At 70.7% G+C, this 25105-nt stretch carries 25 protein-coding genes; 22 read left to right on the forward strand and 3 right to left on the reverse strand.

The window, feature by feature from the left end:
• Positions 1-61: 61 nt before the first annotated feature.
• Both HRU81_02320 and HRU81_02325 read left to right on the forward strand, forming a co-directional pair.
• Positions 62-751 (forward strand): TetR/AcrR family transcriptional regulator, encoded by a 690-nt coding sequence (locus HRU81_02320; protein ID QOJ31038.1) that lies wholly within the window; start codon positions 62-64, stop codon positions 749-751.
• Between the two features lie 48 nt (positions 752-799).
• A complete protein-coding gene (locus HRU81_02325) occupies positions 800-2086 on the forward strand; it encodes an exo-alpha-sialidase (protein ID QOJ31039.1) in 1287 nt (428 codons plus the stop codon).
• Between the two features lie 264 nt (positions 2087-2350).
• On the opposite strand, the gene HRU81_02330 is transcribed toward HRU81_02325, so the two are convergent.
• Positions 2351-3712, reverse strand: a complete 1362-nt coding sequence (locus HRU81_02330) for a DUF418 domain-containing protein (GenBank protein QOJ31040.1) — start codon at positions 3710-3712, stop codon at positions 2351-2353.
• A 26-nt stretch (positions 3713-3738) separates the two neighbouring features.
• Positions 3739-4176, reverse strand: a complete 438-nt coding sequence (locus HRU81_02335; GenBank protein ID QOJ31041.1) for a DUF2141 domain-containing protein — start codon at positions 4174-4176, stop codon at positions 3739-3741.
• A 73-nt stretch (positions 4177-4249) separates the two neighbouring features.
• Here HRU81_02335 and HRU81_02340 point away from each other — a divergent pair, with 73 nt between their 5' ends.
• On the forward strand, positions 4250-4942 hold the full coding sequence (locus tag HRU81_02340) for a hypothetical protein (protein QOJ31042.1): 693 nt from the start codon (positions 4250-4252) through the stop codon (positions 4940-4942).
• Between the two features lie 59 nt (positions 4943-5001).
• Positions 5002-5916, forward strand: a complete 915-nt coding sequence (locus HRU81_02345) for a recombination-associated protein RdgC (GenBank protein QOJ31043.1) — start codon at positions 5002-5004, stop codon at positions 5914-5916.
• A 37-nt stretch (positions 5917-5953) separates the two neighbouring features.
• Here the strand turns inward: HRU81_02345 and greB are convergent, their stop codons facing one another.
• Positions 5954-6445: a transcription elongation factor GreB gene (gene greB, locus HRU81_02350; protein ID QOJ31044.1), complete on the reverse strand. Its 492-nt coding sequence runs from the start codon at positions 6443-6445 to the stop codon at positions 5954-5956.
• Between the two features lie 53 nt (positions 6446-6498).
• Here greB and HRU81_02355 point away from each other — a divergent pair, with 53 nt between their 5' ends.
• The 18 genes from HRU81_02355 (at position 6499) to HRU81_02440 (ending at position 25081) form a co-directional block, all read left to right on the forward strand.
• The gene (locus HRU81_02355) at positions 6499-7083 is read left to right on the forward strand and encodes a glutathione S-transferase family protein (protein QOJ31045.1); all 585 of its coding nucleotides are present in this window, start codon (positions 6499-6501) and stop codon (positions 7081-7083) included.
• A gap of 135 nt (positions 7084-7218) precedes the next feature.
• Positions 7219-7863 carry a hypothetical protein gene (locus tag HRU81_02360; GenBank protein ID QOJ31046.1) on the forward strand — a complete coding sequence of 215 codons (645 nt, stop codon included), beginning with the start codon at positions 7219-7221 and terminating at the stop codon, positions 7861-7863.
• A gap of 22 nt (positions 7864-7885) precedes the next feature.
• Entirely contained in the window at positions 7886-8425 is a 540-nt protein-coding gene (locus HRU81_02365) for a DOMON-like domain-containing protein (protein QOJ31047.1), read from the forward strand.
• 20 nt (positions 8426-8445) lie between these two features.
• Positions 8446-9648, forward strand: coding sequence for a DUF1343 domain-containing protein (locus HRU81_02370; GenBank protein ID QOJ31048.1), 1203 nt, complete (start codon positions 8446-8448; stop codon positions 9646-9648).
• A gap of 42 nt (positions 9649-9690) precedes the next feature.
• Positions 9691-12102: a mechanosensitive ion channel gene (locus HRU81_02375; protein QOJ31049.1), complete on the forward strand. Its 2412-nt coding sequence runs from the start codon at positions 9691-9693 to the stop codon at positions 12100-12102.
• Between the two features lie 10 nt (positions 12103-12112).
• Positions 12113-13969, forward strand: coding sequence for a hypothetical protein (locus HRU81_02380; GenBank protein ID QOJ31050.1), 1857 nt, complete (start codon positions 12113-12115; stop codon positions 13967-13969).
• Positions 13966-14694: a methyltransferase domain-containing protein gene (locus HRU81_02385; protein QOJ33246.1), complete on the forward strand. Its 729-nt coding sequence runs from the start codon at positions 13966-13968 to the stop codon at positions 14692-14694. The genes HRU81_02380 and HRU81_02385 overlap by 4 nt, the downstream gene beginning before the upstream one ends.
• A 22-nt stretch (positions 14695-14716) precedes the next feature.
• Positions 14717-15526, forward strand: coding sequence for a tRNA (N6-threonylcarbamoyladenosine(37)-N6)-methyltransferase TrmO (gene tsaA / locus HRU81_02390; protein ID QOJ31051.1), 810 nt, complete (start codon positions 14717-14719; stop codon positions 15524-15526).
• 153 nt (positions 15527-15679) lie between these two features.
• Positions 15680-16168: a polymer-forming cytoskeletal protein gene (locus tag HRU81_02395; protein ID QOJ33247.1), complete on the forward strand. Its 489-nt coding sequence runs from the start codon at positions 15680-15682 to the stop codon at positions 16166-16168.
• Between the two features lie 13 nt (positions 16169-16181).
• Positions 16182-16568, forward strand: coding sequence for a hypothetical protein (locus HRU81_02400; GenBank protein ID QOJ31052.1), 387 nt, complete (start codon positions 16182-16184; stop codon positions 16566-16568).
• Positions 16569-16601: 33 nt separating this feature from the next.
• On the forward strand, positions 16602-17906 hold the full coding sequence (locus HRU81_02405; GenBank protein ID QOJ31053.1) for a hypothetical protein: 1305 nt from the start codon (positions 16602-16604) through the stop codon (positions 17904-17906).
• A 123-nt stretch (positions 17907-18029) separates the two neighbouring features.
• Positions 18030-18560, forward strand: coding sequence for a dTDP-4-dehydrorhamnose 3,5-epimerase family protein (locus HRU81_02410; GenBank protein QOJ31054.1), 531 nt, complete (start codon positions 18030-18032; stop codon positions 18558-18560).
• The gene (locus HRU81_02415) at positions 18557-19477 is read left to right on the forward strand and encodes an NAD(P)-dependent oxidoreductase (GenBank protein ID QOJ31055.1); all 921 of its coding nucleotides are present in this window, start codon (positions 18557-18559) and stop codon (positions 19475-19477) included. The genes HRU81_02410 and HRU81_02415 overlap by 4 nt, the downstream gene beginning before the upstream one ends.
• Positions 19478-19503: 26 nt before the next feature.
• Entirely contained in the window at positions 19504-20790 is a 1287-nt protein-coding gene (locus HRU81_02420) for an NAD(P)-binding protein (GenBank protein QOJ33248.1), read from the forward strand.
• On the forward strand, positions 20787-21809 hold the full coding sequence (locus HRU81_02425; GenBank protein QOJ31056.1) for a hypothetical protein: 1023 nt from the start codon (positions 20787-20789) through the stop codon (positions 21807-21809). The genes HRU81_02420 and HRU81_02425 overlap by 4 nt, the downstream gene beginning before the upstream one ends.
• Complete coding sequence (locus tag HRU81_02430; protein ID QOJ31057.1) at positions 21796-22692, forward strand: glycosyltransferase family 2 protein; 897 nt, start codon at positions 21796-21798, stop codon at positions 22690-22692. Before HRU81_02425 ends, HRU81_02430 begins: the two co-directional genes overlap by 14 nt.
• Positions 22689-23579, forward strand: coding sequence for a hypothetical protein (locus HRU81_02435; protein QOJ31058.1), 891 nt, complete (start codon positions 22689-22691; stop codon positions 23577-23579). The genes HRU81_02430 and HRU81_02435 overlap by 4 nt, the downstream gene beginning before the upstream one ends.
• Positions 23576-25081 (forward strand): oligosaccharide flippase family protein, encoded by a 1506-nt coding sequence (locus HRU81_02440; GenBank protein QOJ31059.1) that lies wholly within the window; start codon positions 23576-23578, stop codon positions 25079-25081. The genes HRU81_02435 and HRU81_02440 overlap by 4 nt, the downstream gene beginning before the upstream one ends.
• Positions 25082-25105: the final 24 nt, after the last annotated feature.

Here is a 25105-nt window from a genome sequence, read left to right on the forward strand (position 1 = left end):
GACCATCCCGGTCAGGAAAATTGACCAGTCGGTCACAAATTCTTAGTCTTCGGCTCGGGCCATGTCAACCACGAAGCGGAAACCGGCGCGAAGCAGCACGGCAAGGGCCGGCCCGGCGGCCCGTGGCCGGGGCGAGGGCAAGGAAAAGGAAAAGGGCAAGGGCCAGCTCAAGCGCGAGGCGACCGAGAGCCTGCTGGTGGAGGCCTTCGGCCGCATCGTCGAGCGCCACGGCCTGCGCAATGTCGGTGTCAACGAGGTGGTGAAGGAGGCCGGCGTCGGCAAGGCCCTGCTGTACCGCTATTTCGGCGGACTGCCCGGCCTGGTCGAGGCCTGGGGCCGGCAGAACCGCGTCTGGCCCAGGCTCGTCGACATGGTGCCGCTGTCGGCCGCACCGGACGCCACCGCGGCCGAGGTGCTGAAGAAGATCGTGGTGCGCAATGCCCAGGTGCATCGCGACGATCCGGTGCGCGTGGAAATGCTCGCCGACGAGCTCATGACCCCCACCGCCATATCCGGTGCCCTGGGCGAGATCCGCAAGCAGGTGGGTCGCGACCACGCGGCGCTGTTCGCGCGCAACCGCGATTTCCGCAACCATCACCTGTTCATGGTGGTGATGATGGCCGCGGCGAGCTACCTGGCCATGCGCGCCGTGAAGTCCCCGCGGTTCATGGGCGAGGACCTGGCCGACGAGGCCACCTGGGCCCGGCTGATGGCGGAGATCGAGGCGGTCATCGAGCGGGTGGCGGGCTGAGGCGCTTTCCGGCATACAATCGGCCCTGGACAACGGGAGGAGCTCGCGATGAAACTGCTGATCCGCTTCGTCATCTGTTCCATCGTCATGGCCGGCGCGGCCCTGGCGGCGGATTCCACGGTCATCAGCCCGGCGGGCCGCAAGGCCATGGCGCCGGAGATCGCCATCGGCAGCGATGGCAGCCTCAACGTCATCTGGATGGAGCGCACGCCGGAAGGCGAGAAGATCGCCGCTGCCGGCGCCGCCAGCCAGGAAGGCCACACCCATCTCGCCGAGACCGACCTCTGGTTCGTGCGCTCGACCGACGGTGGCAAGAGCTTCGGCGCTCCGGTGCGCGTCAACGGCACGCCCGGCGCCGTCTGGGGATTCCCGGTGAGCAAGCCGCGGCTGAATGCCACCCCGGGTGGCACGCTGCACGTGTTCTTCCCGGGCAACAGCATCGACAAGAAAAATGGCAAGCCCATCGTGCTGCCGATGTACACGCGCTCCACCGACGGCGGCCGCAGCTTCTCCGCGCCGGTGGTGCTGGGTGCGGTGGCCGCATCCGACAACAGCGACATCGTCCATGGCGGGCTGGCGAATGCCGAGTGCTTCGGCACCATGACCACCGACGGCCAGGGCGGCGTGTACACCTACTGGGTCGACACCCGCGACATGGGCAAGGACAGCCCCAACGGCAAGATCTTCTCGGCGGTGTCCTACGACAACGGCAAGAGCTTCGGCGGCGACTTCGAGGTGTTCCCGGCCGATGTCTGCCCCTGTTGCCAGGCCACGGCGGCCGTGTACGACGGCCGCATCTACCTCGGTTCCCGCCAGGTGAGCGCGGAGGGCAACCGCGACAGCACCGTGGCCATCTCCACCGACCGTGGCAAGTCCTTCCAGCCGCGTGCGCGCTGGGGCGGCGCCCACTGGAAGATTGAAGCCTGCCCGCTCAAGCCCACCGCCATCGTCGTGGACGGCAACTACGTCTATGCGGCCGCCTACGATGGCGGCGCCAACCCGCAGGGCGCCGCGCTGTCGCGCTCGGTGGACGGCGGCAAGACCTTCGAGGCGGCCGTGCCGCTGCAGCCAGGCCCCGCGGTCTCGGATGCGCCGGTCCTCGCCCTGCAGGAGGGCAGGCTGGTGGCGGTATGGCACACCAAGCTCGCCGGTGAGCGGCGCGTGTTCCTCGGGGTGTCGCGCGACCACGGCAAGAGCTTCACCGCGCCCGTCGAGCTCGGCGCCGGCATGTACCCGGTGGTTGCCAACCGCGCCGGCGGCCTGCAGCTCGCCTGGCAGCAGGGCGACAGCATCGTCACCCGCTTCATCGCCGGCAGCGATCCGCTGCTGCGCTGAGGGCCGGTCAGCCGGTGACCGGCAGGTAGAGCGCGAACAGCCAGCCGGTCACCAGCGCATCGAGGAGGGCCGCGACCGGCAGGTTGCGCGAGCGCAGGTAGAAGCCGGCGAGCACCGCGGCCCTGCGCCGGCACCTGGCCGGCCAGGCCGGTGGCGAGCCGGTGCTACCCTTCCTGCGGCTGCTGCCACAGCGATCCGGCGATGGGCCAGGCCAGGCCCAGCACCGAGGCGAAAGCGATGGCGCGTGACGCCGTCACCCGCGGCCTAGCGGCGCTGTCCCGTGCCGGAGGCGGCCGCCAGCAGGGCGTCGGGGCCTTCGCTCCAGGCCAGACGGTGGCGGTAGGTGAGCGAGCGCCAGATCCATTCGCAGGGACCGATGCGGAACCGCGCCAGCCACCAGCAGCTCCAGGCGATCTCCAGCGCCCAGATCGGCACGACCACCCCGTAGAGCTGCAGGCCGGTGAGCTTGCCGTACAGGCCGAGGCCGAAGCCGTAGAACACCAGCGCGCAGAGGATCGACTGCGCGAGGTAGTTGGTCAGCGCCATCCGCCCCGTGGCCGCCAGCCCCCGCTTGATCGCCTGGCCGCCGGCCATGCTGCAGAAGGTGAAGACCAGGCCGAGCCAGCCGATCGCCATGGCGAAGCGGCGCAGGTCGTAGCTCACCTTGGCGATCTCGGCCTGCACCGGGTGGAAGTCGCTGGCGAGCAGGACCTGGGTTTGCCAGAGCGCCAGCGGCAGGCCGATGGCGAAGCCGCCGGCGGCCATCCAGGCATGCCGCGCAGCCTTGCCCGGGCGGGTGAACAGGCCTTCGCGGCACAGCGCCATGCCGACGATCATCATCGCCAGCGCGTCGAGGAACCACCAGTTGGTGGTGACGAAGGCCTGGAGCACGAAGCTCACCCGCGCCTGGCGGACCGCCACCTGCGCCAGGCTGCCCGACTGCATGTCGTGGATTTCGCCGGCGAGGCGTGGGTTGCCGGCATCCGGGCGGGCCTTGGCGAGCTTCTTTTCCCAGCTGGACAGATCGCGCTGCGCGGCCTCGTCCAGCACCTCGCCGCGGTCGCGCGCGGCCACCGCCGCCACCGAGGCCGCCTCCAGCCGCCGCAGCTCGCCTGCCTCGGCCAGGTGCCTGCCCGCCGGGATCGCCAGCGCCAGCAGCGCCACCGCCGCCAGCCAGCGCGTCGGCAGGCGGCGCAGCGGATACAGGCAGAGGCTGGCCAGGCCGTAGGCGAACAGGATGTCGGCTGGCCAGAGCAGCACGTAGGCGTTGACCAGGCCGAAGGCGATGAGCAGGAAGCTGCGCCGGTAGTAGGTGCGCCGCGCCACGGCCGGCGGCGCGTTGCGCTCGAAGCGCTGCAGGGCCAGCAGGGCGCCGGCGCCGAACAGCAGCGACAGCAGGGTGCGCTGGCTGCCCTCGAACAGCGTGTGGACCACGGCCCAGGTCTGCACCGGCGCGCCGGCACGATCGGCAATGGCCAGCGGGTAGTCGAAGAAGGCCTGTGGCCCGGCGAAGGCCCAGATGTTCAGGATCAGGATGCCGAGCACGGCAACGCCGCGCGCCACGTCCAGTGCCTGGATGCGTTCGCTGCCGCCGATCGGTCCCAGCGCGGTAATGGGTTCAGCCATGCGGGGATGATAGCAGCGGGCGCCGCTCACTCGAGGCGGATGCGCTGTTCCAGTGGCTGCTCGCCCAGGGTGAACAGCGCATCCCTGAAGCGGGGCGGGCCGAGGCGCGGGCGCAGGTTGTTCGACAGGCCCGCGGGCTCCTTCGGCATGCCGAGGAAGTTGCGCGCCAGCCGGCCGTCGTCGTCGCGGTCCTGGAAGACGCTGAACGCATACTGGCCGGGCGGCAGGTCGAGTTCCAGCGTCACCGTGTCATCGACACGCTGGCCGGCGACAGGGACCCGCTTGCGGGTGCGCCAGCGCTCGCTGAGCCAGTGGTCGGCGCTGTCGTAGACCAGGACGACGATGGAGCCCGCATCGTCCTGGACGTTGGTCGCGGTGATGCGCAGGGCCGTCGCGGTGGCGGGCGCCAGCGGCGCCACCGCGCCCAGCAGCAGCAGGCAGGAGGGGATGAACGGAACTCGCATGCGGGGTGATCCTCGTGGTCCGGGACGGGGGCAAGGACGTATCATGCCCGCTCCTGCGCCACGGTCCACCCGCATGATGAATACCGCAACCGCCCGCCGTGCCCCGACCCCCGTCAGCCTGCGCCAGCTTGCCTGGCTGCTGTTCGCCGCCGGCGTACTGGCGGGATGCAGCCGGCCCACGCGGGTGGAGGGCGCCTGGGCGGGGGACGCGGCCCGCGACCAGTCCTTTGGCGCGGTGCTGGTCGTCGGCGTCTCGCCCGCCTACACCACGCGCTGCCGCTTCGAGCGGATGATGATGGACTCGCTGGTCAGCGCCGGCACCCGGGCCATGACCAGCTGCTCGCAGATGCGCTCCGACGAGCCGCTGACCCGCGAGGCCGTGGTGCGCGCGGTGCAGGCGCTGGGCGCGGATGCCGTGCTCTCCACCCGGCTGGTGGACGGCAAGGTGGGCGTCAAGGAGGGCGGCAGCAGCGAGACGCGCAGCGAGGCGTACTACAAGCCCATCGGCTACGGCTACGACCCCTACTACGGTGCCTTCGGCCTGCCCGTGACCTACGTCAGTTTCACCAACGAGCAGGCGGCGTTCACCGTGCAGCGCACTGCCGTGGTGTCGAGCAACCTCTACGCCGTGCGGGACGCTTCGCTGGTCTACGTGGTCGATGCCACCGCCTACGACAAGGGTTCGCAGGGCGAGGTCATCGATGCCATCACCGCCGGCATCGCCGGCCAGCTGCAGCGCGCCGGCGTGCTGCACGGCCAGCGCTAGCCCGGCCAGTGCGGCAACGCGCTCCGGTATACTCGCGCGCTTTTCGCGCAGGTATCGCCGTGCTGTTCCGCAACCTCACCCTCTATCGCCTCCAGCAGCCCTGGTCCGGCAGCGCCGCCGATCTCGAGCAGGCGCTCTGCGGCCGGCCGCTGCGGCCCTGCGGCAGCTTCGACATGCAGACCCGCGGCTGGGTGCCCTGTGACGAGGCCGATGGCGCGCTGGTCCACGCCCTCGGCGGGCACTGCCTGCTGGCGCTCGGCCAGGAGCAGAAGCTGCTGCCCGCGGCGGTGATCAACCAGGAGGCGCGCAGCCGCGCCGCGCAGCTCGCCGCGACCCAGGGGCATCCGGTCGGCCGGCGGCAGATGCGCGAACTCAAGGCGCGCGTGGCCGACGAGTTGCGGGCGAGGGCGCTGACGCGACGGCGCGTCACCCACGCCTGGCTGGCGCCGCGCCAGGGCTGGCTCGTGGTGAATGCCGCGGCACCGGGCCGCGCCGACGAGCTGGTGGAGGTGCTGCGCGACAGCCTCGGCGGCCTGCCGGTGCAGCCGCTGGAATCGCGGCAGGCGCCGCGGGCCGCCATGGCGGCCTGGCTCGGCCAGGGCGGACCGCCCGGGCGCTTCGCCCTCGACCAGGACCTCGAGCTGCGTGCCGTCGAGGCCGGTGGCGCCAGCATCCGCTATGCGCGCCATGCGCTGGATGCGCCGGAGATCCGCCAGCACCTCGCCGCCGGCAAGCAGCCGGTCCGCCTCGGCCTGGTCTGGCAGGAGCGCATCGCCTTCGTCCTCAACCAGAACCTGCAGCTGTGCCGGCTGCGCTTCCTCGATGTCTACAAGGACGATCACGCGCAGGGCGAAGATCCGCGCGAGCAGTTCGACATCGACTTCGCGCTGATGAGCGGCGAGCTGACGCAGCTGCTCGAGGAACTGCTCGCGGCCCTGGGCGGCGTCGAGCTGGCGGTGCGCCAGGCCGCCTAGTCGCGCCCTTGCGGCAGTGTGCGGCGCCACCGCGGCTTCAGTCGTAGCGTACCGCCAGCACCACGTAGCGCTCGATGCCCCCCGGAACGTGCACCTCGACCTCGTCGTCGACGGCCTTCTTCAGCAGCGCCCGCGCCAGCGGCGAGTCGATGCTGATGCCGCCGGTGGCGGCGTCGGTCTCGTCGGCGCCGACGATCCGGTACTCGACCTCGGTGTCATCGCCGCGCCACAGGCGCACGCGGGCTCCGAAGAACACGCGGCCCCCGGGCGGGGCCTGGCGCACCACCTGCAGTTCGGGCAGGCGCTTCTGCAGGTAGCGGATGCGCCGGTCGATGCCCGCCAGCTCGCGCTTGCGGTAGAGGTACTCGGCGTTCTCCGAGCGGTCGCCTTCGGCGGCCGCTGCGGCCAGCGCCGTCACGACCCCGGCGCGCCGCTGCCACAGCGCCGCGAGCTCGGCCTCCAGCGCCGCGTAGCCTGCAGGGGTAATGTGCGGCGAGGACCTCGGCTGCGGTGGTTTCCAGCGACCCATCTGGCAATAATAGGAAAAAGCCGCGCCGCCGGCCCGGCCAACCGGAGCACGCCATGCGCCTGTACACCTTCACCGTCACGCCCAACAACCGCAAGGTCGAGGCCTTCGTGCGTCACTTCGACCTGCCGGTGGAGGTCCACCACGTCAGCTTCAAGGACGAGGAGACGCACCAGCCCGCGTACCTGGCGATCAATCCCATGGGCAAGGTGCCGGCGCTGGTCGACGGCGATTTCAGGCTCTGGGAGTCCAACGCCATCCTCACCTACCTCGCCACGCTGTTCCCGCAGACCCATGCACTGCCCGCCGATGCGCGCGGCCGCGCCGATGTCGACCGCTGGCTGCACTGGCAGAGCTGCCACCTGATGCCCGCCATGGGCGCGCTGAAGGCCGCCGAGGAGAAGGACACCAGCAAGCTGGAACCGCTGCTGAAAATCCTCGATGACCAGCTCCGCGGGCGCGAGTACCTGCTCGGCAGCCTGGGTGTCGCGGATTTCGCCATCGCCGCCTATCTCATGACCAAGATGGGCCGCAAGCTGGATTACTCCAGCACGCCTGCGCTGCAGGCCTGGCTGGCGCGGATGGCGGCGCTCAAGGGATTCGTCGAGACCCAGGTGAAGGGGCCGCCGGGCGGCCATTGAGGACGGCGCAGGCAGGCGTCATCACCTGCCGGATTTCAGCCTCGCTTGGCATTTCCGGCCGTTGCGCTAGACTGCGTTCTGGCGGCAGTACTGTCGCCGCGTGACAACAACAAACCCGATCCAGGCAGGACAGCCATGAAAAGAACGCGCGCGAGCTTAGCGGTACGGGTCGCCAGCGCGGTTGTCTTCATGCCGATGGCCGCCCAGGCGCTGCCGCTCAGCTATTCCACGACCTTCAACGGCAGCAGCAACGTCATCACCGGCGGCGGTGCGTACACCAGCGAAGCGGTCCCCGGCTCGGATTTCTTCGGCAATGCCTTCCTCGCCCCGACCAATCCGGATTTCCCCGCGGCAGCGTCATACGGCTTCTATGACGACTACGTCTTCACCATCGGCATGGATGCCATCGCCAACGCGGTCTCTTCCAGCGTCAGCCTCGGTTCGCTCGCGGTCGCCAACCTGCAGCTGCGCCTGTATGCCCTGCCGATGGATTTCGGCGGCAACAAGAATCCGGGCGGCGACTGTCCCGGCGGTTGCCTGGCCGACTGGAGCCCCACGCTGACCTCCGCCAACGTCACCTACTCGGTCATGGATCCGCTGCTGCTGGCTGCCGGCACCTACGTGCTGGAAGTGCGCGGTGACGCCACCGGTGCCAGCGGCGGCAGCTACTCCGGCGTGCTGAACCTGGCGGCGGTACCCCTCCCGGGCGTCGCCTGGTTGTTCGGCCTGGCGCTGGGTGCCACCGGCTACTGGCGTCGGCGCAGGCCTGCCGGCTGCTAGCGCGCCGCCGCGGCACGGCGGCATGCAGTTGCTGCCGCATCCCGATGCCGACGCCGGGCCCGTCACGCGGCTCGATGCCAGCGCCAGCCGCGGCAGCGATGGTGGCCTGGTCTTCCACTGGGAGCTGGCAGCCGACCTCGATGCGCTGCGGTTGCCGGCACCTGCGAGCAGCCGGCGGGTCGACGGGCTGTGGAAGCACAGCTGCTTCGAGGCCTTCATCGGCAGGCCGGACGAGGAGGCCTACCTCGAACTGAATATCGCACCCTCGGGCGAGTGGGCGCTGTACCGTTTCGCGGCCTGCCGGATCGGCATGGCGCCACAGCCGCTGGCGCCGCCGCCTGACGTGCGCTGCACGCGCCGGCCGCAGGGGCTGGGGCTCGCGGCATCGCTGCCGCCGCTGGCAGAGACCGACGGCAGGCTGTGCATCGCGCTGTGCGCGGTCATCGAAACGCGATCAGGCACAATGAGCCACTGGGCGCTCCGGCATCCGCCGGGCGCGCCCGATTTCCACCATGCGGCGGCACGGGTGCTGGAGCTGGGTCCGGCACGGCCGGCGGATTGACGGGCAGGACGAGCGCTTCCATGAAATTCGGCATCGACCGCCTGCGCAGCGACAAGGCGTTGCGCCGGGACCTCGCGGGCAGGAGGGTGGCGTTGCTCGCCCACCCGGCCTCGGTGCTGCCCGACCTCGGCCACAGCCTCGACCTGCTGGCGCGGATGCGCGGCCTGCGGCTCGCCAGCGCCTTCGGGCCGCAGCACGGGCTGCGTGGAGACAAGCAGGACAACATGATCGAGTCGCCGGACCATGTCGATCCGGTGCATGGTATCCCGGTATTCAGCCTCTACGGCGAGGTGCGCCGGCCGACGGCGGCGATGCTCGATACCTTCGACGTCATGCTGGTGGACCTGCAGGACCTCGGCTGCCGCATCTACACCTACATCACCACGCTGCGCTACGTGCTCGAGGAGGCCGCGCGCTGCGGCAAGTCGGTGTGGGTGCTGGACCGGCCCAACCCGGTGGGCCGGCCGGTCGAAGGCCTGGCGTTGCGCCCGGGCTGGGAGAGCTTCGTCGGCGCGGGCCCGCTGCCGATGCGCCATGGCCTCACGCTCGGCGAACTCGGCCACTGGTTCATCCGCCACCTGCGCCTCGATGTCGACTACCGCGTGGTGCCGCTCGCCGGCTGGCGGCCGGATGCGGCGCCGGGCCATGGCTGGCCCGTCGGCCAGCGCAGCTGGGTGAACCCGAGCCCGAACGCAGCGGGCCTCGCCATGGCGCGCTGCTACGCCGGCACCGTGATGGTGGAGGGCACGACGCTGTCGGAGGGGCGCGGCACCACCCATCCGCTGGAGCTGTTCGGCGCGCCCGACCTCGATGCGCCCGCGCTGCTGCGCCGGATGCAGCAGCTGGCGCCCGGCTGGCTGGCGGGATGCCGGCTTCGCGCCTGCTGGTTCGAGCCAACCTTCCACAAGCACAGCGGCCAGCTCTGCGCCGGCGTGCAGATCCATGTCGACGGCCGCGCCTATGACCACGGCGCCTTCCGCCCGTGGCGCCTGCAGGCGCTGGCTTTCAAGGCGCTGCGCGGCCTGCGGCCGGACTATCCGCTGTGGCGCGATTTTGCCTACGAGTACGAGCAGGGCAGGCTCGCCATCGACGTCATCAATGGCAGCGAGCTGCTGCGCCAGTGGGTCGATGACCCCGCGGCGACACCCGACGACCTCGATGCCCTGGCCGGACGCGATGAAGCCGCCTGGGCCGAAGAACGCCGCGAGTTCCTGCTCTACTGAAGCGCGGCCTGTCGCGGCCGCCTCTCCGCTACAATCGCCGCCATGCGACCCATGGCAACCGGCCTGCTGCTGCTCTGGATGGCGGTGGCGGCCCTACCTGCTTTGTCCGCCACGCCGGCCCCGGCTTCGCCGGCGCCCGCCCCGGCAGCAGCAGCCCCGCTGTCGATGGTCGACCTGGCGCGGGAACTCGACCGCATCGCCGCCAGTGCCGCCGCGGCCGACGCCGCGCTCGCGGCCCCCTGGGACCTGGCCGGCGTGCAACGCACGCTGGATGGCATGGATCTGCAGCTCGCCAGCCGGCTGGCGGAGACATCGCCGGCCGAGCTGGCCCTGCTGTCGCCCATCGGCCAGGACAGCCTGGCCGAGGCGCTGGCACGCCTGTCTGCCGGTGTGGTGGCAGCGCGGGCGCCGCTCGATGCGCGTGCCGCTGCGCTCGAGCGCGGACGCGAGAGCATCCGCAGCGGCAGCGAGTTCATCCAGCAGGTGCGCAGCGGGTCGCAGGCCGGTGACGTGCCCGAGGCGCTGCGTGCAAGGATGCTGGCACTGGACCGCCAGCTCGAGCAGCTGCGGGTGGAAACGCTGCGCGCGCTCGATGCCGTGGTGATCCAGGCCGACCGCGCCAGCGGCATGCAGCAGCGCATCGCCGCGGCCCGCGCCGACATCGAGGCGGCCTACCGCGCCGACGCCGCGGCGACGCTGGCCCCCGACCAGCCGCCACTGTGGAAGTCGCTGTCGGCCCGGAGCCTGGCGAGGATCGACCTCCGGCAGAGCCTGATCGAGACCTGGGGCAGCGCAGCCGACATGCTGTGGACCTACCCGGAACGCAGCCTCCTGATGCTGCTGCTGCTCGGGCTGGTGATCGCGGGCATCCTGGCCCTGCGCAGGGTGGCCCTGCATGCCGGTGCCCTGCCCGCGGACCAGCTGTTCGTGCGCCACCCGCTGGCCGCTGCCGTGCTGGTCTGGGCGGTGATCGCCGCGGACCTGGTGAGCCTGCGCCTGCCGGCGGGCGTGGGCATGCTGCGCATCGTGCTGGTGGTCGGTGCCGCCTGGCCGCTGCTGCCGCTGATGGTGCCGCCCGGCGTGCGGCTGCCCTTGCGCGGCCTGCTGCTGCTGAGCGTGGCGGGTACCTGGCTGACGCTGCTGCTGGGAGGTCACGCTGCCGGCTCGATCGGCTTCCTGCTGATCGGCATCCTCAGCTGGCTGCTGCTCCGGCGTCTCGCCACGGCGTACGCGGCGCTGGCGGCCACGGCCAGGCCGCCGCGGCTGCTGGGCGTCTCGCGCCTGGCGCTGGCCGCCGGCCAGCTGCTGGTGGCGGCCGGGCTGGTGGCCATCCTCATCGGCCATGTCCGCCTGGGGCGGCAGCTGCTGGAAGGCGTGCTGCTGTTCGCGCTGCTGCCGGTGGTGCTGGCGGTGCTCTCGCAGGTGCTCGCCGAGATCTGGGACCAGTTGCTGGAGCGCCCGGCCGCGCGCCGGCTGCGCGCCGTGCGCGATTACCCCGAGGAGGTCAGCCGCCGCGGCCATCAGCTCGTGAACCTGGTGCTGCTGTTCCTGGCGCTGCCGGTGGTGCTGCGCGTGTTCCCGTTTTCGGCGCCGCTGTGGGAGGCGCTGCGGGAATTCGCCGGCACGAAGCTGGAGGTGGGCGGCATCAGCCTCTCGGTGCTGGACCTGCTGGCCTTCGTCATCGGCATCACGCTCGCGGTGCTCGTCGCGCGCTTCACCCGTTTCGTCCTCGACGAGGATGTGCTCACGCGGCTGCCGCTCGCCAGCGGCGCGCGCGCCGCCGCCTCGCGCCTCATCTATTACCTGCTGCTGACGCTCGGCATGCTGATGGCGCTGGCGGCCGCCGGCTTCCAGCTCAGCCAGCTGACGCTGGTGGTCAGCGCGCTCGGCGTCGGCATCGGCTTCGGCCTGCAGAACATCGTCAACAACTTCGTCTCCGGCATCGTGCTGGCCTTCGAGCGGCCGTTCCAGGCCGGGGACCTGATCGCCGTGGGGCAGAGCACCGGGCGCGTCAGCGACATCGGCCTGCGCGCCACCACGGTGCGCACCGCGGATGGCGCGGACGTGATCGTGCCGAACAGCACCTTCATCTCCGGCGAGGTGACCAACTGGACGCTGTCGGACCGCATGCGCCGCATCCAGATCGCCATCGGCGTCGCTTACGGCAGCGAGCCGCGCCAGGTGCAGGCCCTGCTGCTCGAGGTCTGCGCCCGCACGCCCGATGTCGCCACGGAGCCGGCACCGGTGGTGGCACTCACGGGTTTCGGCGACAGCGCACTCAATTTCCAGGTGCTGGCCTGGACCCCGGACGCCGACCGGCTGCTGGTGACGACCAGCGCGCTGGCCATGGGCATCTACGACGCGCTGAATGCCGCCGGCATCTCCATTCCCTTCCCGCAGCGGGAGATCCGCATCCTGCCGCCGGATCCAGCGTCGTCCGGCAGCAAGGCCTGAGCAGCGCCAGGTGGACGCGGTCATGCCGGCGAGGGAGCCCGCGCTCATCCAGGTCTTCGCCGGACCGAGCGTGCACGCGCCGTTCCCGGCGGTGATGGCGCAGTTCCGGCCGCCCGCGGATCCGGGACTCTCCGCCGGGCAGCTGGCCACGGCACTCACCAGGTACCTGACGCCCGCGTTGATGGCGAGGATGACCTTGCCATTGCAGGACGGATCCTTCGCGGCCGTCGTCGCGGCCGTCGCCAACGCGCTGCAGGATTGCTTCGGTGCCAATGGCTTCGAGGCACTGGTGCAACGCGGTTCCGACGGCATGACGCGCGTGCTGATCGGCTATGCCGATCCGGCGGCCGCCTCGCTGGCACTGCAGACAGCGCTCGATGTCGCTTCCGGTCTCTTCGGCCAGCTGGCCGGCCGGCAGGTGGATGCCGCGGGGCTCACCGCGCAGCTGCAGCGGACGGCCGCGCAGATGGCCTTGCGCCAGCCGGACCCGCTGGCCCGCGCGCTGCACCGCGCCGCACGCCGGCGCGGTATCCCGGTGACGGTGGTGGCACCGGGTTCGCGTGTCTGGCTGTTTGGGCAGGGCAGCGCCGGGGTGCAGTTTTTCGAGGCGGCGAGCCATCTCGACAGCCTGACGGGATCCGGGCTCGGCCGGAACAAGGTGCACAGCAACCAGCTGGTCCAGGCGCTCGGCTTCCCCGGCGTGCAACATCGCATCGCCGACAGCCTCGGTGCGGCCCGCCGCCTCGCGCGCGAGATGGGCTTTCCCGTGGTGCTGAAGCCGGTGGCGGGTGGCCAGGGGCGGGGCGTGACGGCGGGCGTGAGCGACGAGGCCGCGCTGGACACGGCATATGCCGCAGCCCTGCAGGCCGGTCGTGGCGAGGTGCTGGTGGAACGTCATGTTCCCGGCGAGGACCATCGGCTGGTGGTCATCGGCGGTCGCCTGGCCTGGGCCGTGCGCCGGTCTCCGCCGCAGCTGGCGGGTGATGGCCAGCACACCGTGGCCGAATTGCTGGCGATGGAGAACCAGCGTCGCGCGACGCTGCCCGCGGCCGATATCGCCTCGGTGCCGCTGGTGCCGGATGCGGAAATGCACGCCATGTTGTCGGCGCAGGGGTGGACAGCGGAATCCAGGCCCCCGGCCGGGGCCAGCATCAGGCTGCGGCGCATTGCCAGCATTTCACGCGGCGGCACGCTCGCCGACTGCACGGCGGCCGTGCACCCGGACATCCGCGACATGGCGGAGGCCATCGCCCGCGCTTTTCACCTGGACGCCATCGGCATCGACTTCATGACGCCCGACATCGGCCGCTCCTGGCGCGAGGTCGAGTGCGCGGTGCTGGAAGTGAACTCCACGCCCGGGTTCTCCTCCGACACGCGCGCCGATACCATCCTCGACATGCGCTTTCCACCCGGTGGCTGCGCGGGACGCATTCCGGCGGTGGTACTGATTGGTGCCGATGCCGCGGCGCTCGAATCCGTGGCAGCGGCGCTGGGCCGGCGCGGCCTGCGGGTCGGCCGGGTGGACGGCACCCAGGGCTTCCTCGGCACGGCGATCCGTCACCGTGGCGAGGCCGCATTGCCCGCAAGGGTTCGCGCCCTGTTGCTCGACCCGGGCTGCGAGGCGCTGGTGATCGGCACCAGTGCCGAGGAGATCGACCGGCACGGGTTCCCGCTCGACCGCTGTGACCTGGCGCTGACTGCCGCCGGCGTCGCGCTGTCCGGACCGATGTCCAGGCTGCTGGCGGCCTGTGCCAGCCACGTCCTGCCTGCTGCCGAAGCCGTCGACTGGTCCGGTCCGGAAGCCGATGCCTTGCTCGATGAGATCATGTGCCCACGCGCCCCGCACGCCACACCGTCGATGACATGAAGGCTCCGATGAACTACGAAGGCATCTTCCGCACCCGCGGTGCGCGCTACGAGCAGGCCATGCGCAATTGGCCGGAGGCCCGGCGCGAGGAGTTCCTGCGACCGCTGGCCCTGCTCGCGCCGGGACCCGGCGAATGCGTGGCGGATGTCCCGGCTGGTGGCGGCTATCTGCGTCGCTACCTGCCGGACTGTTGCACGTGGCTGGGCCACGAGCCCTGTGCGAGTTTTCTCGGGGAAGGCGCGGCCGACAGCGCGCTGTTGCCGCTGCCCTGGCGCAATGCGTCGGTCGATGCTGCCATCAGCATCGCCGGTGTTCACCACCTGGCCGACAAGCTGCCGCTGTTTCGCGAGGTCCGGCGTGTGCTGAGGCCCGGGGGGCGCTTCGTGCTGGCCGATGTCGCGGTAGGCTCGCCGGTGGCGCTTTTCCTCGACGGCTTCGTCGGTCGCCACAACAGCACCGGCCATGCGGGGGACTACCTCGGCGCAGCCACCCTGGAAGTGCTGGCGGCAGCGGGCTTCGAGGTGACGCACAGTGCCACCGAGCGCTACTGCTGGTGGTTCGATGACCGCCGGCAGGCAGGGGATTTCTGCCGCCTGCTGTTCGACGTGCGTGGCCTGGACGCTGACGCCGTCGCCGACGGCATCGAGGAGCATCTGGGATTCGAGCAGCAGGGCTCGCGGCTGGGCGTGAAGTGGCAGCTGTGGGTGGCCAGCTGTCGCAGCTGAGCGCCGCTGCCACGATCCACCCATGGCCACTGGCCCGTCGACACCCGCACAGCTGCTCGTCGATCCCATCGGCATCGTGCGGACCGCGGCGTCGAGCCGTGACGAGGCCGCCCGGCAGCCGGGCGTGGCTGCGGATCGCACTGCCGAGATCCACCTGTATCCCGGGCGTGATTTCCAGCATGCGCTGGAGGACCTCGCCGGCTGGGAGTACATCTGGGTGCTGTTCTGGTTTCACCTCAATCGCGGCTGGCGACCGAAGGTGCTGCCCCCGCGAAGCACGACTGGCCGCAAGGGCGTGTTCGCCACCCGGGCGCCGCACCGGCCGAATCCCATCGGCCTCTCCGCCGTGCGGCTGGAGCGCATCGAGGGACTGACGCTGTTCATCCGCGGCACGGACATGCTCGATGGCACGCCCGTCCTCGACCTGAAGCCTTACGTGCCCTACACGGATGCCCATCCCGCGGCGCGCAGCGGCTGGCTCGATGCCGTCGCCGACCCGCTGCCCGCCTGGGACGTGACGTTCACGCCCGTCGCCGCCGAGCAGGCGGCCTGGATCGAGGCCCGCACCGGGCTGGCGCTGCGCGAGCGCGTGGCGGCGACCCTCGCGCTCGGGCCCCAGCCGCATCCCTACCGGCGCATCCGCCGCCTCGACACCGGCCTGCTGCTCGCGGTCAGGGAATGGCGGGTGCGCTTCACGGTGGACGGGCGCTGCGTCAGCGTCAGCTCCATTGCCTCCGGGTTCCGGCCGGCGCAGCTGGCGGGCGAGGGCGGTGACGAAACCCTCGGGGTGCATCGGGCATTCCAGGCGACCTGGCCTGCGGAGAGCCCCTGAACTGCGCGATCGCGTTCCCCGCCGCCATGCCGGGCGGGCGCTTCGCCTTGGCCCGGCTGGGCTTTTCCCGAGCTGAATGGATCCGGTTTGACCTGGGCCACAACTTGCGTGTAATTAGGCGCTTCTGGCCAAAACAAGATTGAGGACATGAACATGGCCCTGTGGAAAGAACAAACGCCCCCCGCCGGGAATCCGGTCCCGCCCGCGAGCGCAGCCACGGCCCGGGAGCCGGAAAAGGTGGCCCCGCTGCCGATGCCGGCCGAGGCCGCACGCCGACCCGAGCGCGCCGCCGCCAAGGAAACCGTCATCGCCGCCGATCTCGCCATCGAGGGCAAGATCGAGGGCGCCGGCCACGTGCGTCTCGCCGGTCGCTTCAAGGGCGACGTGCACGTCGACGGCAACCTCACCATCGAGCCCGGTGCGCACCTCACCGGCCAGGTCTATGCCAGGACCGTGGTGATCGCCGGCGAACTGCACGGCAACATCAACGGCGCCGCCCGCGTCGAGCTGCTGGAGTCCGGCGTGCTGGCCGGCGATGTCAAGGCGGGCACGCTCACCGTGGCCGCCGGTTCGAAGATGCGCGGCAACGCCGAGTTCGGCTGGGACGAGAAGGGCATGAAATCGGTGGCGGCCGGCGGCTGAGCGGCCCGCGGCCATGGCGAACCCTCCGCGGCCACTGTTCCTCGGGCGGACCACGGCTGCCCGCAGCAGCACCGGGCGCACGCGCGTGTGCCCGCATTGCAAGACCACGATCCTCGAGAGTGCGAGCATCTGCCCCGCCTGCCAGGGCTACCTGCGCTTCGAGCGTGCCGCCGAGCAGCCCGCGGCGGTGGCCGAGCTGTCACCGCTGCGCGTCTCGGGCACCATCCGCCATCCGGCGGAGGGCGAGTCCTGGGAATATTCCATGGTGCTGACCATCCGCAACGAGCGCGGCGAGGAACTCGCGCGGCAGGTAGTCGGTGTCGGTGCCCTGCACCCCCTGGAGGAGCGCAGCTTCACGTTGACCGTGGACATTTTCCGGCCGGGCACCGGGCGACGCTAGACACCCGGGGCGCCCCTGCACCAGGCCCGCGTCGTGTCGTCCCGCTCCGCAGGTTCGCGCATCGTCGCGATCGACGCCCTGCGCGGGCTGGTGATGATGCTGCTGCTTCCCGACCTTTCCGGCGGCTTCTCGTTGTATCGCATGGCGGAGCTGCATCCGCAGGGCGCGGTCTGGCAGGCGCTGGGCCGGCAGTTCACCCATGCCGCCTGGGCCGGTGCGCACGTCTGGGATTTCGTCATGCCCGGCTTCGTGCTGCTGGTGGGCGCATCGATGCCGCTGTCGGTGATGGCGCGGCGCGCGCGCGGGGACACCACTGCGCAGCTGCGGCTGCATGCCGCGATCCGCAGCCTGGCGCTGGTGGTCCTCGGCCTGCTGGCGACGCGCAGCGTGCCGGATTACTTCGAGAATGCCATGCCCTACCTGGTCATCCTCGGCATCGGTCTGCCGTGTTCGGCATGGCTGGGCCGCCGGCTCGGGCTGCGCACGGTCGCTGCGCGACTGGCGCTCGACGCCGCCTGGGCGGCACTGGTGCTCGGCGTCGCGCTCGGCTGGATGCTCACCAACCTGGAGGGTTCCGGGGCATACGACCTGGGGCAGATCCTGATCCTGCTGGGCCTGGCCTACTTGCCCGCATTCCTCATGGTGGAGCGCGGCAGCCTGGCGCAGGCAGCCGTGGCAGTCGGCATTCTCGCGGCCTACGGCGGCGCGTTCTTCATCTACGCGGCGACGGTGGTCCCGCCGCCGGCCAGCCCCTGGATCAACGGCGCCAATTTCGCCGCCGCCGTGGACCGCGCCTTCCTCAACGAACTGCCGCGCGCGCTGCCGTATCAGGACGAGCCGCACGGCTACCACACCCTGCAGTTCGTGCCGCTGATCGCCACCATGCTGGCCGGCATGATTGCCGGCCGGGCGATGGCGCTCAGCACCGATCGTGCTGCACTCGCCTGGCGCATGGCCGTCGTGGCGGCAGGACTGGTGGCGGGCGGCCTGGTGCTGGGGGCGCTCGGCATCCCGGTCATCAAGAGCCTGTGGACGCCATCCTGGGCGCTGCTCAGCACCGGGCTGTTGCTGCTGGTGCTGGCGGTGCTGTACCGGGCCTGCGATGTCGCCGGCCACGTCCGCTGGGCCCTGCCGTTCACCATCCTCGGCAGCAACGCGGTGCTGCTCTACATGATGGCGGTGCATGACCGCTGGCGTCTGGCCGGACCCTGGCGCCGGCTGCTGGCAGGCGTGGTGCCGGCGGACTGGTGGCCGCTCGCCGAGGCGCTGCTGGTGCTCGCCACGCTCTGGCTGCTGGCCTGGCTGCTGGCGCGCCGGCGGCTGTTCATCCGCCTGTAGGGGCGGGGCAGCCGTGACAAAAATGGAACCAGGTCCGGACTTGGCAGCGGATTTTTCCTACACTTCACGGCTTTGCGGATGCCCATCGCCGGCCGCCGGCCGGCCTGCCAGGAAGGACGGGGCTTGAAGTTTCTGGAAACAGAGGTCGACGGGGCGTTCATCATCGAACCCGAGCGGCGCAGCGACGAGCGCGGTTATTTCGCGCGCCTGTGGTGCGCCGAGGAACTCGGCGGGCGCGGCCTGGAGCCGCGCGTGGCACAGATCAACACCGGTGTCAGCCCGCGCCGGGGCACCTTGCGGGGCCTGCACTACCAGGAGGCACCCCATGCCGAGGTGAAGATCGCCCGCTGCGTGCGCGGTGCCGCCTGGGACGTGGTCGTGGACCTGCGCCCGGAATCGCCGACCTTCCGTCGCTGGGCCGCGGTGGAACTCGACGCCGGAAACGGCCGCATCCTCTATGCCCCGGAGGGCTGCGCCCACGGCTACCTGACGCTCGCCGACGACACCGAACTCATCTACATGGCCTCGCGGCCGTATGCGCCCCAGGCCGCGCGCGGCGTGCGCTATGACGACCCGGCCTTCGGCATCGCCTGGCCGGCGCCGCCGGCCGTCATCTCCGCCGCGGACCGCTCCTGGCCGCTGTTCACGCCATGAAGCGCGTACTGCTGACAGGCGCCAGCGGCTTCATCGGCAGCCATTGCATCGCACCCTTGCGTCGGCGCGGCTACGAGGTGGTGGCCATCTGCCGGCGGCCGCCGCCGGCCGCGGTGGAGGGCCTGCGCTGGGTGCGCGCCGATCTGCTCGACCGCGACGCACGCCGCCGCCTGCTCGACAGCGAGCGGCCCAGCCACCTGCTGCATCTCGCCTGGTACGTGGAGCCGGGCGCGATGATCAGCCACAAGGACAACCTCGCCTGGACGGCGGCCAGCATCGACCTGCTGGCGCAGTTCCACGAGCTGGGAGGCGAGCGCGTCGTCATGGGCGGTTCCTGCTACGAGTACGACTGGCGCTACGGTTATTGCAGCGAGGAGCTGACCCCCTGCCGGCCGGATACGCTTTACGGTGCGGCCAAGCACGGACTGGCGCAGACCCTGCTCGGCTACTGCACGACGGCCGGGCTGTCTGGCGCCTGGGCACGGATGTTCTTCCTCTACGGCCCCAACGAGAACCCGAAGCGGCTGGTGCCCTCGGTGATCCTCTCGCTGCTGCGGGGCGAGGAGGCGAAGTCCTCGCACGGCATGCAGGTCCGCGACTACATGCACGTGCAGGACGTGGCCGACGGCACGGTGGCACTGCTCGACAGCGCGGCGCAGGGCGCGTTCAACATCGCCAGCGGCCGCGCCGTCACCATCCGCCACATCGTCGAGCGCCTCGGCGAGATCACCGGGCGTGCGGACCTGCTGCGCATCGGCGCCTACCCGGCCCGCGCCAACGATGCGCCGCTGGTGGTCGGTGATCCGGCAATGGCCCTGCAGGCGTTCGGCTGGCAGTCCGCCATCGGCCTGGACGAGGGCCTGCGCACGACGGTGGAATGGTGGCGGGCCAGGCTCGCCGCCGGGGAGCTGAAGTGAAGAACATCGTCATCCTGGGCTCCGGCATGGCCGGTTGCGGCGCCGCCTACCGGCTGAACCAGCTCGGCCTGCGGCCCGTCATGTACGACATGCACGACCACTACGGCGGCCACACGGCGTCCTTCGAGTTCCCGGGCGGCTGGGTCTTCGACGAGGGGCCGCATGTCTCCTTCACCCAGGAGAAGCGCCTGCAGGACCTGTTCGCGGCGAACGTCGGCGGACACTTCGAGACGCTGTCCACCTACGTCAACAACTACTGGCGCGGCCACTGGATCAAGCATCCGGCGCAGTGCAACCTCCACGGCCTGCCGGCCGAGCTCGTCACGCGGGTGCTGGTCGATTTCATCAAGGCCCAGCAGTCGCAGACCGATGCGCCGGTGGCGAACTACGAGGACTGGCTGCGGCGCAGTTACGGCGACACCTTCGCCGAGACCTTCCCGATGGAGTACACGGTCAAGTACCACACCACCACGGCGGCCAACATGAATACCGACTGGATCGGGCCGCGCCTGTACCGTGCCTCGCTCGACGAGGTGCTGCGCGGCGCGCTCGAACCGGCCACCGCGGACGTGCACTACATCAGCCACTTCCGCTACCCGAGTCACGGCGGCTTCAAGGCGTACCTCGGCCCCTTCGTGGACATGGCCGAGCTGAAGCTCGGCCACCGGGTGACCGGCCTGGATCCGCAGCGGCGGCAGCTGCGCTTCGCCAATGGCGCGAGCGCCGGCTACGATGCTCTGGTCTCGTCGATCCCGCTGCCGGAACTGCTGCCGATGATCGACGGCGCGCCGCCGGACGTGCTGGCGGCGGCGGAGCGGCTCGCCTGCAGCGAGGTCGTCATCGTCTGCCTCGGGGTGGACCGCCCGGAGCTGATCGACGCCCACTGGACCTACTTCTACGACCGCGACATCTTCTTCACGCGCCTGTCCACGCCGCACCTGCAGTCGCCGCACAACGTGCCGCCGGGCTGCGGCAGCCTGCAGGCCGAGTGCTACTACTCGCGCAAGTACCGGCCGCTGGACCGCAGTCCCGAGGACTGCATCGAGCCGGTGATCCGCGACCTGATCCGCTGCGGCGTGCTGCGCGAGAGCGACCGCATCCTGTTCCGCCACGCCATGCACATCCCCTACGCCAACGTCATCTTCGACCTGGAGTGCGCACAGGCCGTGCGTACCGTGCATGGCTACCTGGATGACATCGGCGTGGCCTATTGCGGTCGCTACGGCGACTGGGCCTATATCTGGACCGACCAGTCCTTCGTCAGCGGCGAGAACGCCGCGCAGAAGGCACTCGATGGAGCGAACCGCCCATGATTCCCGTGCGCTGCAAGGCCGGTGACCTGGTGGAGGTGCGCCCGGCCGAGGAAATCCTCGCCACCCTGGACGAGAACGGCTGCCTGGACGGCATGCCGTTCATGCCTGAGATGCTGGCCTGCTGCGGCCGTCGTTACCATGTGTTCGCCAGCGCCCACAAGAGCTGCGACAGCATCTACTACAAGCTGGGCCGCATCATGGACGACGCGGTGTTCCTCGAGGACCTGCGCTGCGACGGCGCCGCCCATGGCGGCTGCCAGGCCAACTGCCTCATCTTCTTCAAGCTGCACTGGCTGAAGCCCGTGGCGCCCGCGCGCGACTGGCAGCTCAGGCCGCTGCCGCGGCCGCCGACAGGCCGCGATGCCGCCTGGCTGCAGGCGACGGTGGGCACGAAGGACGCGGCGGGGGAGACCGTCTACCGCTGCCAGACCACCGAGCACCTGCGGGCGACGCGCACCTTCCGGCCCTTCAACCCCGGGGTGTTCCTCGCCGACCTGCGCTCGCGCAACGTCACGCTCGGCCAGCTCTGCCGCGGCCTGTTGCTGCTGGTGACCTGGCATGTCTCGCGCAACATGCCGGTTGGCTGGCGATTCTGGAACGGGCTCTACGCGAAGCTGCACCATTACTTCTACCAGCGCGAGAGCCCGCATATCTACGGCACCATACCCAAGGGGGCAGCCACCCCCGACGTGCGCATCGACCTCCGGGAAGGCGAGTACGCCCGGGTGCGGCCGCTGGCCGAGATCCAGCCGACGCTCAATGTCGCCAACCGCAACCGCGGTCTGTCGTTCAATCCGGAGATGGCGCCCTACTGCGGCGGCACCTACCGCGTGCAGCGGCGGGTGACGCGCATCATCGACGAGAAGACCGGGCGCATGCTGGATCTGAAGAACCCCTGCATCATGCTGGAGGGCGTCTACTGCATGGCGTGTTACCACCCGGAAACGCTGCTGTGCCCGAAGCGCATCCCGCAGTACTTCCGGGAGGCCTGGCTCGAGCGGATGGATGTCCGCGACTAGCCAGGGTGGCGGCGCGCCGCCCCTGGTCAGCATCGGGCTGCCGGTCTACAACGGCGGCCGGTATCTTGCCGCCTCGCTGTCCTCGCTGTGCGCGCAGAGCTTCCGCGACATCGAGATCATCATCTCCGACAATGCCTCCACGGATGGCTCCGCGGAGCTGTGTCGCGACTTTGCCGCCCGCGATCTGCGGGTGCGTTACTCGCGGCTGCCGGAGAACATCGGCGGGGTCGCCAACCACAACCGGGTATTCGAGCTGGCGACCGGCGAGTTCTTCATGTGGGCCTCTGCCGACGATCTCTGGCAGCCGGGCTACGTGGAGCGCTGCGTGGCGGAGCTGCGCCGCCACGCCGACGTGGTGCTGGTCTATGCCATCAACGGCCGCATCGACGACGAGGGCCGGCCGTGCGAGCCGATCGCGCCCGGGCCGCCGCTGGACGGTGATGACGTGCGGGAACGCTTTGCCCGGCTCACCGATATCTACCGTGCCATCGAGCCGTTCTACGGGCTGGCACGGCGCGCGGTGCTGCTGCGCTCGGCCCGCATGAAGCGCCATCCGGGCTTCGACCGCATCCTGCTGGCGGAGATCGGCCTGCATGGCAAGCTGCGGCAGATCCCCGAGCCGCTGTACTGCCGGCGCATCCACGGGCAGCAGTCGATCCATGCCTTCCCGAGCCTGCGTTCACGCTATGGCTGGATCAACCCCGGGCGCAGCCAGCGCTTCCTCTGGCCCCATCTCGAGTACGCCCGGCAGTTCACCGCGGCGGCGTTGCGCTCGGCGCCGGGTCCCCGTGCGCGGCTGGGTTGCCTCTGGCACATGCTGCGCTGGTGCCGCTGGCACCACCGGGAGCTGTGGGCGGACCTGAGGGGAGTGGATCCGGCGTGAGCGACGCGGAGGTCACGGTCATCATCCCCACCCTCGCCGACGAGCGTCGCGGGCAGACCATCTGGCGCGCCATCGACAGCGCGGGACCGCGCAGCGGGGTGGCCAGCCGCATCATCGTCGTGGTCAACGGCCGGCGTTTCTCGCCGGCGCTGCTGGAGCAGCTGCGCGCTGCCGCCGGCATCGATTGCATCTACGTCGAGCGCGGCAGCATGCCGCTGGCCCTGCTGGAGGGCCGGCGCCGGGTGCGCAGCGAGTTCTTCGCCTTCCTCGACGACGACGATGAGTACCTCGAAGGCGGCCTGGCCACCCGGCGCGACCTGCTGCGCGCCGATCGGCGCGCCGCCTTCGTCGTCACCGCCGGCTGGCTGCAGACCCCGGAAGGGCAGCTGCCCCAGGGCAGCCTGCAGGCCGCCGCCATCGAGGCCGATCCGCTCGGCAGCCTGCTGCAGGAGAACTGGGTGGCCACCTCGGCGTCGGGCCTGTACCGCAGCAGCGCGGTGACCGAGGAGGATTTCGCGGAGATGCCCTCGTACCTGGAGTGGACCTACCTCGGCTTCCGGCTGGCTTCGCGCCTGCCGTTCCGCTTCCTCGATGCCGCCACGTACCGCCGTCACGACCTGCCTGGCACGGTGTCGAAGTCGCGTGCCTACCATGCCGGCATGGTCCCCGCGCTGGATGCCATCCTGCGCCTGCCCCTGCCGGCTCCGGTCCGCCGCGGCCTGCGGCGCAAGCTCGGTGCCGCCCGGCATTCGCTGTCGGTGGCGGCGCTCGGGGAGGGCGCCCGTGGCGAGGCCTGGCGCCAGCACCTGGCGAGCCTGGCGCAGCCCGGGGGGCTGAAGTACCTCAGCTACACCCGCCGCCTGCTGGCGCCGGCACCACGCGCGTGAGCGGGCCGGCCAAAGCGGGATCCGGCAGCGCGCTGCTCGGCGGGGTCGCGTGGATGCTGGGCTTCCGCGTGTTCGATCGCATCGCCGGCACCATCAGCATCCTGGTGCTGGCGCGGCTGCTCAGGCCCGAGCACTTCGGCATCGTCGCGCTGGCATCCAGCGTGGTCGCCTTCGTGGAACTGCTCGCGGCCCTCGGGCTGGACACGGTGCTGATCCAGAAGCGCGAGCTGGAGCGTGGCCACTACGACACGGCCTGGACCATCCAGCTCGCGGTGGCGACGCTGTGTGCCACGCTGCTGGCGCTGGCGGCCATCCCTGCGGCAGGCTTCTTCCATGAACCGCGCCTGGAGGGCATCGTCTACCTGCTGGCTGTCAGCATGTTCTGCGAGGGCTGGCAGAACGTCCGCGTCGTCGATTTCCGCCGCGAGATGCGCTTCGACCGCGAATTCATCTTCATGGCCGGCAAGCGCACGGTGGCCGTGGTGGTCACGGTGGCCGCGGCATTCACCCTGCGCAACCAGTGGGCGCTGGCCATCGGCATCGTCAGCTCGCGCCTGTTCGGCGTGTTGCTGAGCTATGCACTGCGCCCATACCGGCCGCGATTCTCGCTGGCGCATCGCGGGGAATTCGTCGGCAAGTCCACATGGCTGCTGCTCGGCAACCTGGTGATGTTCGCGCGCAACCGCAGCTCCGACGTGGTGCTGGGACGCATCTCCGGGCCGGCCACGGTCGGTGCCTACAACCTCGCCGGCGATCTCGCCAACATGGTGGGCCAGGAGCTGATCGCGCCCATCAACCGCGTCGCCCTGCCGGACTTCAGCCAGCAGGGCACGAAGGCTGAAGTCGGCCGGCGCTTCGACCTGCTGACCGGGCAGGTGGCGGTGTTCATCGCGCCGCTCGGCGCCGGCATGGCCGCCTGCGCCGGCGTGCTGGTGCCCGTGCTCTTCGGCCCACAGTGGCTGGCGGCGGTGGGCGTGCTGCAATGGCTGGCCTGGGCGGCGCTGGTGGCGGCGCTGGGTTCCAACATCGGCGTGGTATTCCTCAGCCTCGGCCACTACCGGGCCAATGCGGCGATCCACGCGGTCGGCGCGCTGACGCTGGTGCCGCTGCTCATTGCCGGCGCCGTCATGATGGGAGCGGTGGGCGCTGCCGCTGCGGTACTTGTCGGCAACCTGGTGACGGTGGCCGTGGCGCTGCTGTACTCGGTCACGGCTTTCGAGTATGGCCCGTTGCGCTTCCTCGGCCGTATCTGGCGGCCGGTGCTGGCGGCGATCGCCATGCATGGCCTGGTCGTCGCGGCAGGCGGGCCCTCGGCGGGATGGGCGGCGGACACCCCGGACGCGCTGCGTCTGGTAACCATGGTGGCCGTCGGCGCGGTGAGCTACCCGCTGTTGCTGCTGGGTCTGTGGGCGCTGTGCGGTTTCCCCGATGACGCCGAGCGCACGACCCTGGATCTGCTGCGTCGCCTGCTACAGCGCCGCAAGGCGGGAGCCGTCGGATAAATTGACATGAAGGGCTGAGAGCCA

Source organism: Gammaproteobacteria bacterium (genome assembly GCA_015709695.1).
GTDB lineage: Bacteria > Pseudomonadota > Gammaproteobacteria > Steroidobacterales.

Coding starts and splice junctions, on each gene's coding strand:
- HRU81_02320 (QOJ31038.1), top strand. CDS start 62: ATGTCAACCACGAAGCGGAAACCGGCGCGAAGCAGCACGGCAAGGGCC.
- HRU81_02325 (QOJ31039.1), top strand. CDS start 800: ATGAAACTGCTGATCCGCTTCGTCATCTGTTCCATCGTCATGGCCGGC.
- HRU81_02330 (QOJ31040.1), bottom strand. CDS start 3,712: ATGGCTGAACCCATTACCGCGCTGGGACCGATCGGCGGCAGCGAACGC.
- HRU81_02335 (QOJ31041.1), bottom strand. CDS start 4,176: ATGCGAGTTCCGTTCATCCCCTCCTGCCTGCTGCTGCTGGGCGCGGTG.
- HRU81_02340 (QOJ31042.1), top strand. CDS start 4,250: ATGATGAATACCGCAACCGCCCGCCGTGCCCCGACCCCCGTCAGCCTG.
- greB (QOJ31044.1), bottom strand. CDS start 6,445: ATGGGTCGCTGGAAACCACCGCAGCCGAGGTCCTCGCCGCACATTACC.
- HRU81_02355 (QOJ31045.1), top strand. CDS start 6,499: ATGCGCCTGTACACCTTCACCGTCACGCCCAACAACCGCAAGGTCGAG.
- HRU81_02360 (QOJ31046.1), top strand. CDS start 7,219: ATGAAAAGAACGCGCGCGAGCTTAGCGGTACGGGTCGCCAGCGCGGTT.
- HRU81_02365 (QOJ31047.1), top strand. CDS start 7,886: ATGCAGTTGCTGCCGCATCCCGATGCCGACGCCGGGCCCGTCACGCGG.
- HRU81_02370 (QOJ31048.1), top strand. CDS start 8,446: ATGAAATTCGGCATCGACCGCCTGCGCAGCGACAAGGCGTTGCGCCGG.
- HRU81_02375 (QOJ31049.1), top strand. CDS start 9,691: ATGCGACCCATGGCAACCGGCCTGCTGCTGCTCTGGATGGCGGTGGCG.
- HRU81_02385 (QOJ33246.1), top strand. CDS start 13,966: ATGAAGGCTCCGATGAACTACGAAGGCATCTTCCGCACCCGCGGTGCG.
- tsaA (QOJ31051.1), top strand. CDS start 14,717: ATGGCCACTGGCCCGTCGACACCCGCACAGCTGCTCGTCGATCCCATC.
- HRU81_02395 (QOJ33247.1), top strand. CDS start 15,680: ATGGCCCTGTGGAAAGAACAAACGCCCCCCGCCGGGAATCCGGTCCCG.
- HRU81_02400 (QOJ31052.1), top strand. CDS start 16,182: ATGGCGAACCCTCCGCGGCCACTGTTCCTCGGGCGGACCACGGCTGCC.
- HRU81_02415 (QOJ31055.1), top strand. CDS start 18,557: ATGAAGCGCGTACTGCTGACAGGCGCCAGCGGCTTCATCGGCAGCCAT.
- HRU81_02420 (QOJ33248.1), top strand. CDS start 19,504: ATGGCCGGTTGCGGCGCCGCCTACCGGCTGAACCAGCTCGGCCTGCGG.
- HRU81_02425 (QOJ31056.1), top strand. CDS start 20,787: ATGATTCCCGTGCGCTGCAAGGCCGGTGACCTGGTGGAGGTGCGCCCG.
- HRU81_02430 (QOJ31057.1), top strand. CDS start 21,796: ATGTCCGCGACTAGCCAGGGTGGCGGCGCGCCGCCCCTGGTCAGCATC.